The sequence below is a fragment of the Microbacterium sp. T3-8 genome (assembly GCF_055398145.1).
The window spans coordinates 1,763,254-1,775,464 of sequence record NZ_AP027918.1 but is presented as its reverse complement, the minus strand read 5'-3'; the positions used below and the strand labels follow the sequence as shown (position 1 = coordinate 1,775,464).

The window sequence follows — 12,211 nt, the reverse complement described above, 5'->3', positions numbered from 1 at the left end:
TCTTTGTTTAGACTCGCGAATCCGTGTGACGCGCGAGCGTGTTCATGAAGGAGCGGAACGGCAGGATAAGGGCGCGCGAGCACTCTCGCGAATGTCGCCTGCGCTGGCCACCAGTAGAAAGCCACCCGACATGACGTCTGCCGAGGAACCCACCACAGGGGACCAGCTCCTCCGCCGATCGCTCCATGAGTCGATGTGAAGTTGTCCGGCCGACACAGGTCAGCCTCCCCAACCCTACCAGGGACGCCCGATTTCACCCCCGCCCCGCCGGTACGCCGCGCTGCGCCGTCGAGCGCCCCAGGTAGACGTAGTCGTCGTGCTTCGCGACACGGCCGTCGCCGGCTGCACGCCCGTGCAGCCGCCGCCACACCCAGGGCAGGGCATGGCGGGACCACCACAGTCCGGTACCGATGTCGATCTGCTCGTGCAGTGAGGCGTCGAGGGCGCCGAGGGCCTCGGCGTGCGGAACCCCGAGGATCTCGCCCGCGCGATACGCCAGGAAGCGGTGACCACTGCTGCTGAGGTGGACGAGGTCCTCCCCCCAGTGCTCGCGCTCGCGCAGCGCCGGGTGCAGGTCGGTGTCGATCAGCACCGAGCCCGTACGCGCGGCGATGCCGCCGAGCGCCGTGGCGAACGCCGCGAACCGGGCCGTGTAGATCGCCGCCGCACGCCGACCCGGCAGGAACGGCGTCACGAGGACGACCGTGGCTCCCGTCGCCCGCAGACGCACGATCGCACGCTCGAGCTCCGCGGCGAGCGCGGGGATGTCGACGCGGTGCTTCACCAGGTCGTTGGCACCGATGAGCACGGAGACCAGGTCGGGACGGAGTTGCAGGGCGCGGTCCAGCTGAGGGCCGCACACATCGGCGACCCGCTTGGAGCGGATGGCGAGATTGGCGTAGTGGAGCCCTCCCCGCGAGGCCAGCAGGAGGGCGAGGCGGTCGGCCCATCCGCGCAGCGCGCCGTCGGGGGCGGGATCGCACAGCCCCTCGGTGAGGGAGTCGCCGAGGGCGATGTACCTCTGCCACCGTGCGGGGACGACGGGCAGGGGCGTCTCGGGTCGGATGCTGCGGCGAGCGCGGAGCGAGGTGTCGACCCGCTTCAACGTGCGGGCCTCGTCGAAGTGCTCGAGGAGGCGTCCGCACACGCTGTCCCAGGAACGCTCCTGCACCGCGTCGTGGCCGGATTCACCGAACGCCCGGCGTTTGCGGGCGTCGCCCGCCAGGTCGGCCACCCGCATCCGCAGGTCGTCGAGGTCTCCCGGGCGGTAGAGCCATCCGTCGATCCCCATCCGGACGAGGTCGAGGGGCCCGCCGCGACCGGTGGCCACCACGGGCACACCGCTCGCGTGCGCTTCCTGCAACGTCTGTCCGAAGGTCTCGCTCTCCCCTGGATGCACGAAGACATCGAACGAGGCGACGGCGGTGGCGAGCGCATCGCCGTCGAGGTGACCGAGGAAGACGGCATCCGGCAGCATCGCCTGCAGGCGCGCTCTGCTCGGTCCGTCTCCGACGATGACGAGGCGCGCGCCGGGGAGGGAACGCAGCGCGACGAGGTCCTCGACCTGCTTCTCCGGGGCGAGGCGGCCCACGTACCCGATGACGACCTCCCCACCCCACCGGGCGCGCAGATTCTCATCACGGCGCGCCGGCTGGAAGCGTTCCGCGTCGACGCCTCTCCCCCACCGGCGGATCCGGTCGACGCCGAGGTGCTCGAGTTGCCGGGCGGAATCCGACGAGGGGGCGAGGGTCAGCGTCGCGCGCCGATGGAGCCGGGCGATGTGCGTCTGTGCGATCCCCGTCGTCGCGGCGACGCGATAGCGCTCGGTGTAGGCCGCGACGTCGGTCTGGTAGGCCGCGACCGACGCCACCTCGAGCCGTTCTGCGGCGAGCACGCCCCGCCATCCCAGCGCGAACGGTGACGCCAGGTGCACGACGTCCGGGCGGAAGCGCCGGAGGGCGACCGCCAGGCGCGAGGCCGGCGAGGTGCCGACGCGGACGTTGCGGTACCCCGGGAGTGCGAGGCTCGGGATCGCCTCGATCGGGGCACCGTGCAGGTCCTGCGGCATGCCGTTCGCGGCGGGGGCGATGACGTGGGCATCGTGCCCGTGTCGTTCGAGGTGGCGCAGGATCTGCAGGACGGATCCGGTCACACCGTTCATGTGCGGAAGGAAGGACTCTGTCACGATCGCGACTCTCACACCCCCAGGATGGAGGCAGCGATCGGCGGTCGAGGCCGATTCGCGGGGCGCGCACCAGATGTTCACCGGATGCACGAAAGCCCGTCACCGGCTATCCGGATTTCAGTTGCCGTTCACCGCCGGAGGGCACCGTTGAGGACGTGCCCACCGATCTCCTCGCCGATGTCCTCGCCGGCCCCTGGGCGCTCGCGGTCATGTGCCTCCTCGTGTTCGGTGACGCCTTCCTGGTGGTGATCCCCGGAGAGGTCGCGGTGACGGCTCTGGGCGCGGCTTCCGTCTCGACGGGCGCTCCCCCGCTCTGGGCCGTCATCGCCTGCGCCGCAGCCGCGGCGGCTCTCGGCGACATCGCGTGCTACCTGATCGGGCGCTTCGTCGGAACCGAACGCTGGGGGTGGATGCGCGCGCCGCGCGTCCGACGGGCGCTCGACTGGGCCCGCCGCAGACTGGACGGCGGGATGGCCACGGTTCTCTTTACCGCACGGTTCGTTCCGTTCGCCCGTCTCGCGATCAACCTCGTCGCCGGAGCGTCCCGCGTGCATCCTCCGCGCTATCTCGCCCTGGTCACCGTGGCAGCACTCGGATGGGCCGTGTACCAGGCATCGGTCGGCGCAGCCGTCGCCGCAGTCCTCCCCGGCGGACCGATCGTGGCGGTCCCCGTGTCTGTCGCGGTGGCGATCGGTCTCGGTCTGCTCATCGATCTGATCACGCGCCGCAGCAGGCGAGACCTCCCGGACGAGACGCCGGTGGCCTAGGCTGGCGGACATGAGCACCGAAGAAGGCGCCACCTCCTCCTCCGAGGAGATGAAGCGCAAGTTCAAGGAAGCGCTCGAGAAGAAGAACGCGCAGCACCGCCAGGGCGAGTCCCACCTGGATGGCGATTCCGCCGTCCACGGCGGTGCGGCCCCGCAGACGCGGCGCGAGTTCCGACGCAAGAGCGGTTGACCACCGATGCGGGAGCCGACATGTCCGTCGGCTCCCGCGTCCTTCATCCGGTGTTCGAGTCAGCTCTGCAGCGCACGCCGACGCGCGCGCTCCTCCTTCGCCGACATCTCGTCGAGCGCGGACTCCTTGAGCTCGTGCACGTCAGCAGCCTCGCTGCCGTCGGACATCCCGTGGTCGTCGACCCCGTCCAGCAGTGATTCGTCGAACGGCAGGTCGCCCCTGAGCACCCGACCGACCCGATCGCGATCGATCTGCTTCGTCCACGTGCCGATCAGGAGCGTCGCGACCGCGTTGCCGGTGAAGTTGGTGAGAGCGCGTCCCTCGGACATGAACCGGTCGATGCCGACGATCACGCCCACGCCGTCGACGAGATCGGGACGGTAGGCCTGCAGTCCCCCGGCTAGCGTCGCGAGTCCCGCGCCGGTGACCCCGGCCGCTCCCTTGCTCGCGATGATCATGAAGACCAGCAGACCGATCTGCTCGCCGATCGACATCGGCTGCCCCATGCCGGTCGCGATGAACAGCGAGGCCATGGTGAGGTAGATGGCCGTTCCGTCGAGGTTGAACGAGTAACCGGTGGGAACGGTGATGCCGACGACGGGCTTCGACACCCCGACGTGCTCCATCTTCGCGATCAGCCGTGGAAGGGCCGACTCCGACGACGACGTGCCGACGATCAGCAGGTACTCCCGGCCCAGGTACTTCATCAACCGGAAGATGTTGACCCGCGTCACGGCGTAGAGCAGAACGCCCAGGATCACGACGATGAACAGGATGCACGTGATGTAGAACGCCACCATCAGGATGCCGAGGCTCCAGATCGCCGAGATGCCCGTCTTGCCGACGACCGCGGCGATCGCTCCGAACGCGCCGAGCGGTGCGAGCCAGAGGATCATCCCGAGAATGCGGAAAACGACCTTCTGGAGGTTCTTGACCGCGTCCATGATCGGTGCGCCGCGGTCGCCCAACCCCTGCAGCGCGAAGCCCGTGAGCAGCGCGATGAAGAGCACCTGCAGCACGCTCTCTCCGGTGAACGCCGAGAAGAACGTCGCCGGGATGATCCCGAGGATGAAGTCCTGGGTGCTCTTCGCCTCCGCCGTGTCGGCATCGTACGTCGCTCCGGCCATATCGAGGCCCGATCCCGGGTGGATGAGGTTGCCGACGACCAGCCCGATGGCCAGGGCGAAGGTCGACATCACCATGAAGTACAGCAGCGCGAGTCCGCCGATCTTCCCGACCGTCGCGGCCTTGGCGATCGACCCGACCCCGACGACGATCGTGCAGAAGATGATCGGGGCGATCATCATCTTGATCAGCGCCACGAATCCCTTGCCGAGCGGCTCGAAGCTCTGCCCGACCTCGGGCCAGATCAGCCCGACGAGTGCGCCCAGCACGACCGCGATGATCACCGACACGTAGAGCCAGGTGTGACGGTCCCAGGACTGCTTGCCGCGCCTCCAGTGGAAGCCGGGCAACGTGAATCCGGTGGTGATGGCCATTGTTCCTCCTCGGAGATGAACGTCGTCGTTCGGGACCGGCGTCGTCGCCGGCGGTGTGCCCACGTTCGCCGACTTCCCGCGACGGCACCATTTGTGGTCGTATTGGTCACATTCGCCACCGCAGACGAAGGGAGACGCGATGTCGCACGCCCGCACCGACCGGAGCGCGGCCTCGCGCGTGTTCCTCGTCCTGCTGGTGTCCGCCGGCGTCATCGGCGCCCTGGTGGCGCTGTTCCTGGTCGTCGAGGCGCAGCGCGCCACGCGTGCGGAGGCCGAGCGGGTGACCGCGTCCACCGCCGTCGCGCTCGCCGCGTCACCGCTCGTCTCGTCGTCGCTCGCGGACGCGGACCGGGAACGCGCGACGCGCACGCTCGAACCGTACGCCCTGGAGGTCATCGACGCCGCGGGGCTCGACTTCATCACGATCATGACGACCACCGGCATCCGGGTGACCCATCCCGATCTCGACGAGATCGGGAAGCCCTATCTCGGCACCATCCCCGATCGTCCGGCGCCTCTCACCGAGGAGTTCACCGGCACACTGGGCCCCTCGGTCCGCACCATCGTCCCGGTGACGGGTGCGGACGGGAGTCTCCTCGGCTGGGTGGCCGCGGGCGTCACCACAGAAACCATCAGCGAAACGCTGCTGCGACGCCTTCCCCTCTCCCTCGGCATCACCGCCGCCCTCGTGGCGGCCGGGGCACTCGGCGCCTGGGCGGCACGGCGGATCACTCGACGGATCGCCGGGGATCTGCCTCCGGGTCAGGTGAGAGACGCCGTATCGTCCTACGAGTCGATCCGTACGCTCGGCGACGCGCTGCGCGCTCAGACACATGAGCACGGCAACCGCATGCATACCGCTGTCGCGCTTCTCGAACTGGGGCGCATCGACGAGGCCATCGAGATCCTCACCGAGACCTCGCGGCAGAGCCAGTCGCTGGTGGACCAGGTCACCGCCCGCCGGCACGGCGACCCCACCGTCGGAGCACTGCTGCTCGGCAAGGCCTCCCAGGCGAAGGAGCGCGGAATCGACTGGCGCATGACCATCGCGCCCGACACTCCGCCGACGCCGCTGTCGCCCGTCGACAGCGTGTCGGTCCTGGGCAATCTGATCGACAACGCGATGGATGCCGTGACGGATTCCGACGACAGGTGGGTGTCGGTCACACTGCGTCGCTCGCCGAGCGACGGGATCGAGCTCGACGTGGCCGACAGCGGCCCCGGTGTCCCCCCATCGCTGCGCGACGAGATCTTCGCCTCCGGATTCTCGACGAAGGAGGCGGGCGTCGCAGGGCGAGGGGTCGGGTTGACGCTCGTGCGCGCTCTCGTGCTCGATGCCGGTGGCCGGATCGAGGTCCGCGACGATCCGACCACCTTCCACGTGACCCTTCCGGCTGCGCGCGGGCGGGGCAGGCGATGATCCGCGTGCTGCTCGTCGATGACGACGCCCTCACGCTCGAGCTGCATCGGAACTACATCGAGCGGCTCGACGGGTTCGTCGTCGCCGGGGAGTGCACCGGAGCACGCGCCGCGGTGCAGGCGATCCTGGACCGCGCGAACGGCGACGGATTCGACCTCGTGCTCCTCGACGTGACGATGCCGGACGGCTCCGGACTCGATGTGCTGCGCACCCTCCGCGCCCGCTCCGCCGCCGTCGACGTGATCGCGATCACCGCGGTGCGAGACGCCGAGACGGTCCGTCAGATGGCGGCGCTCGGTGTCTTCCAGTACCTCGTCAAACCGTTCTCGTTCTCCGTCTTCCAGGAGCGACTGGCGCAGTACCGCGCGCATCGCACGCAGGCGCGGGCGACGGACGGAGAAGCGACCCAGGCCGAGATCGACGCGCTGCTGGGGAGGTCGACCGGGAGCATTCCCCTGCCGAAGGGCCTCTCACCCTCCTCCCTGGATCGGGTGACGGCCGCGCTGCGGCGCAGCGGACCGCTCTCGGCGAGCGAGGCTGCGGCCGAGCTGGGGATGTCGCGCGTCGCCGCTCGGAGGTACCTCGAACACCTCGCCGCTGAGGGCCTCGCCGACCGCGGGGCACGCTATGGCGCCCGCGGTCGCCCGGAGACCGAGTACACGTGGCGACGAGGCGACGGAACCTGAGCCCACGCCTGCACCAGCTGCCGTGCATGCGGGGCGCTCAGCGCGGAAGACGTCCGTGGTGGAGGAGGCCATCCGGGTCGAACCGCTCCCGCACCGCACGCAGGCGTACGAGCGCCTCGCCGGTCGCCGCCCCGGCGAGCGTCTGCCCGGGCGTGAGGAAGGTGGGAACCGTGCGCTCGGCGGATGCCGGTGCGATGATCTCGCGGAAACGCGCAAGGCTCGCATCACCGGGCTGAACCGGAGCGCCCGGGAACAGCGGAGCGAGCGCGTACACGAGCCATCCGGCCGATTCGAGACCGGCGAATCCCGCGCGCCGCGGTGTTGCCAGCGCCCCTCCGAGCATGCGGAACTCGATTCCGATCACCGGCCACTGGTCGTCGTGCCGATGGAACGAGAGGAGCGCATCGATCGTGTCGTCGTCGAGACTGGCCAGCGCCGCCGAGGCACCACGGCTCGGCGTGGGCTCGGTCGGTTCCCCCGATTGTGCAGCGATGGTGACGGGAGAGGTCTCCCCCACCGCCTCTCGCTGCACGGGCGCGACGCTCCGTAGGCGCTCGAGCAGATCATCGGCCGGGCCCGCGGTCGAGATGAGCTGCACCGTCACGAAGCTCTTGCCGCGAATCGCTTCGGGCAGCTGCGGCGCGTCGGGCATGCGGGTCGACGTGACCGACGCGTTCAGCGTCGGCGGTGCGACCGGGGCCAGGTCGCGCACACCGCGGAGGACCGCCTCGGCATCCGCGACGTCGAAGACCAGCGTCGCGCCCCAGACGGCGGGGGCGGGCACCAGATCGATCTCGAGCGCCGTGACGACGCCGACGACCCCGCCCGCGCCGCGCAGTGCCCACATGAGATCGGGGTCGCTCCCGTCGTCGACGCGCTCATGGCGCCCGTCGGTGCGCAGCACCCACGCCGCACGCAGGTTGTCGGACCCGAGACCCGCCGTGCGGCTGAACAGGGAGTGACCGCCGCCGAGCGTGTAACCGGCCACGGTGACGACCGGGCTGCTCCCCGCCGGAGCGACCCATCCCGAGCCCTCGAGCGCCTCGATAACGCGCCCCCACCGCACACCGGCACCGACGACGGCGGTCCCCGCAGCCGTGTCGATGTCGAGCATGTCGAAGTCGGCCATGCGCACCAGGATCGCCCCGGTCACATCGCTCCCCGCCCCGTGACCGCCGGGCTGCACCGCGAGGGGCATCCCGGTCTCGCGTGCCGCGACGAGCAGCGCCCGGAGATCGCCGACGTCTCGAGGATTCGCCACCAGCGCGGGGTGCTGATCGATCGAGAGGTTCCACGGCGCCCGTGCGGCGTCGAAACCGGCATCGTCGGGCAGCAGCATCCGCCCCGCGAACGAACGACGGAGGGCGGCGATTGCTTCGGAGGCTGACATGACGCCACCGTACGATGCCCCACGGACATTGTCGATGGCGTCATGCCCCGCGCTCACTCGCCGGCGAGGCCTCCGAGCATGTGCCCGAACGAGCGTCCCTCGCCGAGGTAGGTCGCGGGGTCGAACGGATCGGTCGCGACCGCCGCCTCCCGGCGAGCGATGACGTCGGCCAGCTCGCGCGCACCCTTCTCGACGCGCTTGGCGAGCGGGGCGACGTCGTCACCCGCGCCGCCCCAGTCGCTCGAGGCCGCGAAGACGCCGGTCGAGACCGCGTCGGCGTGGAGGTAGGCGAAGAGCGGCCGGATGGCGTAGTCGATCGCGAGCGAGTGACGGGCCGTGCCCGCATTCGCACCGATGAGCACCGGCTTTCCCGTGAGCGCGTCGGGGTCGAGCACGTCGATGAACGACTTGAAGAGTCCCGAGTAGCTCGTCGAGAAGATCGGCGTCACCGCGATGAGGGCGTCCGCCGAGACGACCGTGTTGATCGCGGTCTCGAGGGCGGGAGGAGCGAACCCCGTGAGCAGGTTGTTCGTGATGTCGTGCGCGTAGTCGCGCAGCTCGATCACGTCGACCGTCGCGTCGATCTCGCGAGCGGCGAGTTCTCTCACGGTCTCGGCGGCGAGACGATCCGCGAGCATCCGGGTGGACGACGGGTTCGAGAGTCCGGCCGAGACGACGGCGATCCGACGCGTGGTCATCTCACGCCTCCTTGCGGCCGAGGCCGAACGACGCACCGGCGGGGGCCGGCGTGTCCTGGTAGGGGCTGTCGCCGGTGAGGTTGTCTCCGCGGTTCGCACCCGGGCGGGCCTGGCGGGTGGGTCCGTCGCCGAACTCCGCCTTCACTCGCGCGGCGTGCGTCGGAGCATCCGGCACCGATTCCGGGCGGTTCTCCGCCAGCTCCTTGCGCAGGACGGGCACGACCTCGCCACCCAGGATGTCGAGCTGCTCGAGGACGGTCTTGAGCGGGAGACCCGCGTGGTCCATCAGGAACAGCTGACGCTGGTAGTCGCCGTAGTGGTCGCGCATGCCCGCGTAGCGGTCGATGACCTGCTGCGGCGATCCGACCGTGAGCGGCGTCATCTCGGTGAAGTCCTCCATGCTCGGACCGTGACCGTAGACCGGTGCATTGTCGAAGTAGGGGCGGAACTGGTTCACCGCGTCCTGCGACTTGGCCGCCATGAAGACCTGTCCGCCGAGACCGACGATCGCCTGCTCGGGCGTGCCGTGGCCGTAGTGGGCGTAGCGCTGGCGGTACAGCTCGATCAGGCGCTGGTAGTGCTCCTTGGGCCAGAAGATGTTGTTCGCGAAGAAGCCGTCGCCGTAGTACGCGGCCTGCTCGGCGATCTCCGGCGTGCGGATCGATCCGTGCCACACGAACGGCGCGATGCCGTCGAGCGGGCGCGGGGTGGAGGTGAAGCCCTGCAGCGGCGTGCGGAACTTGCCCTCCCAGTCGACGACGTCCTCGCGCCACAGCTTGTGCAGCAGCGCGTAGTTCTCGATCGCGAGGGGCAGACCCTGGCGGATGTCCTGGCCGAACCAGGGGTAGACGGGGCCGGTGTTACCGCGCCCGAGCATGAGGTCCATCCGACCGTCGGACACGTGCTGGAGCATCGCGTACTCCTCGGCGATGCGCACGGGGTCATTGGTCGTGATGAGCGTCGTCGAGGTGGAGACGATGAGACGCTCGGTCTGCGCCGCGAGGGCGGCGAGGAAGGTGGTGGGGCTGGACGACCAGAACGGAGGGTTGTGGTGCTCGCCGACGGCGAAGACGTCGAGGCCGACCTCTTCGGCGTGCTTCGCGATCGCCAGCGTCGCCTTGATGCGCTCCTGCTCGCTCGGCGTCACTCCGGTGGTGGGGTCGCGCGTGATGTCGCTCACCGACATGATGCCGAACTGCATCGCGGGTGCCCCTGACTGCTCGCTCATGATTTCTCTCCAACTTCTCCGAACCCGATGATTGCACCCGGTTCTATTCACTTGAATGTATATGAGTCAACGCGATCGCACCAACTTTATTCCCGGCGGTAGCCTCGGAGCATGAGCACCACCGGAGCGGACTCCACACCGCCGGCGACAGGAACCACTCCGCGCCCCCGACGCCGCGTCCCGTTCTGGGACAACGCACGCTACGCCTGCATCGTGCTGGTGGTGCTGGGCCACGCGATCCAGCGTCTCATCTACGACTCCGACATCGCGTTCGCCTTCTACCTCGCCCTCTACGCCTTCCACATGCCGGCGTTCGCGATCATCTCGGGATACTTCTCGAAGTCGGGCTCGCCGACCAAGACGCAGATGGCACGAGTGATCACCGACATCCTCCTGCCGTACATCATCTTCGAGACGCTCTGGACGCTCACGAAGTGGCTCGTCGAGGGCCAGGCGAACCCCAACCCGACGCAGCCGTCCTGGACGCTCTGGTTCCTCCTCGCTCTCGGGATCTTCCGCCTCATCCTCCCCTACCTCGCGCTGCTGCGCTGGCCGCTGCTCTGGACCGTCGCGATCTCGATCGGCGTGGGCTACCTCCCCAACATCGACAGCACCTTCTCGCTCTCGCGCACGCTCGGCCTTCTGCCCTTCTTCACCCTCGGCTGGTGGCTGCGCGAACGGGACGTCGTGGCCCGTCTGCGCCTGCTCGACTTCCGCCCGTGGTGGATCCGGGTCGTCGCGGTCGCCGTGCTCGCGGGCACCGGGTGGGCGGCCTGGAACTGGCTCCCGTTCTGGCAGGAGTTCGATCTGCGCCACTGGCTCTTCTACGAGGACTCCTACGCCGACCTCGGGCTCGGCGGCGAGCAGTGGTGGGCCGGCGGTGTGCGCATCGCGCTGATGCTGCTCGCGGTGCTGCTGTGCGCGGCGTTCTTCGCGCTGATCCCCCGCGGCACGTACTGGTGGACCACGTTCGGCCAGTACACGATGTACGTCTTCCTCCTGCACTCCTTCGTCCTCTACCCGTTCCGCGAGTCCGGCATCCTGCGCGACCTCGAACCCACCTGGATCTGGCTGCCGCTCGTCACACTGCTCTCGGTCGTCGTCGCGCTCGCGCTGGCCACGAAGCCCGTCCGGCGGGCGTTCCGCCCCCTCGTCGAACCGCGACCGAAGTGGCTCTTCCGCGACCCCGAGCTGACCTCCCGCGAGGGACGGCGCAACGACCCGACCGGCTCGCGACGGCCGCGATAGCCTGGACGACGTGACCCGAGCCTCGACCCTCCGCGACCGCATCGTCGATGAGATCGAGACCGACGGGTTCGGCGCCCTCGGTCTGCACGTCCTCATCGGCGACGAGACCGCCGAGCATCGTTGGGCGCCCGACGAGCGGATCGACATCCAGTCGGTCGCCAAGGGCGTGTGCGTGCTCGCCGCAGGCATCGCCGCCGACGAAGGGTTGATCTCCGTCGACGAACCCGTGGCGGCCTCCCTTCCCGGATGGGAGCTCGGCGCCGGGGTCGAGGAGGTCACGCTGCGCGACCTGCTCACCATGTCGAGCGGAATCGATCTCCCGTGGTCGGAGACGATGATGACGGACTGGCCCGACCTCGCGGCGGAGTTCCTCCGCCGACCGACGCCCGGACGCGCCTTCCAGTACTCGAACGCGAGCACGTACACGGCGATGCGCGTGCTCGCCGAGCACGTGGGCGACGTGCACGCCTACCTCGAACCGCGCCTGTTCGCGCCGCTCGGCATCGTCGACACGGAGTGGGAGCGCTGCCCGAACGGCCGAATCGTCGCGGGTGGCGGACTCTTCCTGCGCACCGAGGAGATGGCCCGGATCGGACGCCTCATCCGAGATCGTGGAGAGTGGCAGGGGCACCGCCTGATCGACGCGCACTGGATCGACCGGATGCATTCCGAGTGGCTCGCGTGCGGCCAGAACCCCGGCTACGAGAGGTACGCGCTGGCCGGGTGGGACGGGCCGGGCGCGGGATGGCGCCTGCACGGCGCCTACGGGCAGCTGGTGATCTTCGCCGGCGACGCCGTCGTCACGATCACCGCCCAGGACCATTTCGGGGCGGATGCCGCCACCGCCGCGATCATGCGCATGATCGCGGAGTGACCCGCTCCGCCGCCCGCGCCCGGCGG

Annotated in this window: 11 protein-coding genes; 6 read left to right on the top strand and 5 right to left on the bottom strand. The window is 69.6% G+C overall.

Annotated features, from left to right (window positions below; all coding sequences use genetic code 11):
* Positions 1-253: 253 nt before the first annotated feature.
* Positions 254-2,185 carry a GDSL-type esterase/lipase family protein gene (locus ACZ5Y9_RS08320; protein WP_464471119.1) on the bottom strand — a complete coding sequence of 644 codons (1,932 nt, stop codon included), beginning with the start codon at positions 2,183-2,185 and terminating at the stop codon, positions 254-256.
* Between the two features lie 155 nt (positions 2,186-2,340).
* Here ACZ5Y9_RS08320 and ACZ5Y9_RS08315 point away from each other — a divergent pair, with 155 nt between their 5' ends.
* Positions 2,341-2,952 (top strand): DedA family protein, encoded by a 612-nt coding sequence (locus ACZ5Y9_RS08315; protein WP_247622720.1) that lies wholly within the window; start codon positions 2,341-2,343, stop codon positions 2,950-2,952.
* Positions 2,953-2,962: 10 nt separating this feature from the next.
* Complete coding sequence (locus tag ACZ5Y9_RS08310; RefSeq protein WP_247622721.1) at positions 2,963-3,142, top strand: DUF5302 domain-containing protein; 180 nt, start codon at positions 2,963-2,965, stop codon at positions 3,140-3,142.
* Positions 3,143-3,201: 59 nt separating this feature from the next.
* Here the strand turns inward: ACZ5Y9_RS08310 and ACZ5Y9_RS08305 are convergent, their stop codons facing one another.
* The gene (locus tag ACZ5Y9_RS08305; RefSeq protein ID WP_247622722.1) at positions 3,202-4,641 is read right to left on the bottom strand and encodes a cation:dicarboxylate symporter family transporter; all 1,440 of its coding nucleotides are present in this window, start codon (positions 4,639-4,641) and stop codon (positions 3,202-3,204) included.
* Between the two features lie 139 nt (positions 4,642-4,780).
* Between ACZ5Y9_RS08305 and ACZ5Y9_RS08300 the strand changes: the two genes are divergently transcribed.
* Both ACZ5Y9_RS08300 and ACZ5Y9_RS08295 read left to right on the top strand, forming a co-directional pair.
* Complete coding sequence (locus ACZ5Y9_RS08300) at positions 4,781-6,061, top strand: sensor histidine kinase (protein ID WP_247622723.1); 1,281 nt, start codon at positions 4,781-4,783, stop codon at positions 6,059-6,061.
* Entirely contained in the window at positions 6,058-6,747 is a 690-nt protein-coding gene (locus ACZ5Y9_RS08295; RefSeq protein ID WP_247622724.1) for a response regulator, read from the top strand. Before ACZ5Y9_RS08300 ends, ACZ5Y9_RS08295 begins: the two co-directional genes overlap by 4 nt.
* Before the next feature lie 37 nt (positions 6,748-6,784).
* On the opposite strand, the gene ACZ5Y9_RS08290 is transcribed toward ACZ5Y9_RS08295, so the two are convergent.
* The 3 genes from ACZ5Y9_RS08290 to ACZ5Y9_RS08280 are packed head-to-tail and all read right to left on the bottom strand — an operon-like array spanning position 6,785 to position 10,063.
* Positions 6,785-8,137, bottom strand: coding sequence for an FAD-binding oxidoreductase (locus ACZ5Y9_RS08290; RefSeq protein WP_464471118.1), 1,353 nt, complete (start codon positions 8,135-8,137; stop codon positions 6,785-6,787).
* Positions 8,138-8,190: 53 nt separating this feature from the next.
* Complete coding sequence (locus ACZ5Y9_RS08285) at positions 8,191-8,835, bottom strand: FMN reductase (RefSeq protein ID WP_247622726.1); 645 nt, start codon at positions 8,833-8,835, stop codon at positions 8,191-8,193.
* A gap of 1 nt (position 8,836) precedes the next feature.
* Positions 8,837-10,063, bottom strand: a complete 1,227-nt coding sequence (locus tag ACZ5Y9_RS08280) for an LLM class flavin-dependent oxidoreductase (protein ID WP_247622727.1) — start codon at positions 10,061-10,063, stop codon at positions 8,837-8,839.
* Positions 10,064-10,174: 111 nt separating this feature from the next.
* On the opposite strand from ACZ5Y9_RS08280, the gene ACZ5Y9_RS08275 reads away from it, so the two are divergent.
* The gene (locus ACZ5Y9_RS08275) at positions 10,175-11,311 is read left to right on the top strand and encodes an acyltransferase family protein (RefSeq protein WP_464471117.1); all 1,137 of its coding nucleotides are present in this window, start codon (positions 10,175-10,177) and stop codon (positions 11,309-11,311) included.
* Positions 11,312-11,321: 10 nt separating this feature from the next.
* Positions 11,322-12,185, top strand: a complete 864-nt coding sequence (locus ACZ5Y9_RS08270) for a serine hydrolase domain-containing protein (protein ID WP_464471116.1) — start codon at positions 11,322-11,324, stop codon at positions 12,183-12,185.
* Positions 12,186-12,211 lie beyond the last annotated feature (26 nt).

Excerpts from the sequence above, each read along its gene's own strand:
- ACZ5Y9_RS08280 (WP_247622727.1), bottom strand. The coding sequence starts at position 10,063 with ATGAGCGAGCAGTCAGGGGCACCCGCGATGCAGTTCGGCATCATGTCG.
- ACZ5Y9_RS08275 (WP_464471117.1), top strand. The coding sequence starts at position 10,175 with ATGAGCACCACCGGAGCGGACTCCACACCGCCGGCGACAGGAACCACT.
- ACZ5Y9_RS08300 (WP_247622723.1), top strand. The coding sequence starts at position 4,781 with ATGTCGCACGCCCGCACCGACCGGAGCGCGGCCTCGCGCGTGTTCCTC.
- ACZ5Y9_RS08285 (WP_247622726.1), bottom strand. The coding sequence starts at position 8,835 with ATGACCACGCGTCGGATCGCCGTCGTCTCGGCCGGACTCTCGAACCCG.
- ACZ5Y9_RS08310 (WP_247622721.1), top strand. The coding sequence starts at position 2,963 with ATGAGCACCGAAGAAGGCGCCACCTCCTCCTCCGAGGAGATGAAGCGC.
- ACZ5Y9_RS08305 (WP_247622722.1), bottom strand. The coding sequence starts at position 4,641 with ATGGCCATCACCACCGGATTCACGTTGCCCGGCTTCCACTGGAGGCGC.
- ACZ5Y9_RS08290 (WP_464471118.1), bottom strand. The coding sequence starts at position 8,137 with ATGTCAGCCTCCGAAGCAATCGCCGCCCTCCGTCGTTCGTTCGCGGGG.
- ACZ5Y9_RS08295 (WP_247622724.1), top strand. The coding sequence starts at position 6,058 with ATGATCCGCGTGCTGCTCGTCGATGACGACGCCCTCACGCTCGAGCTG.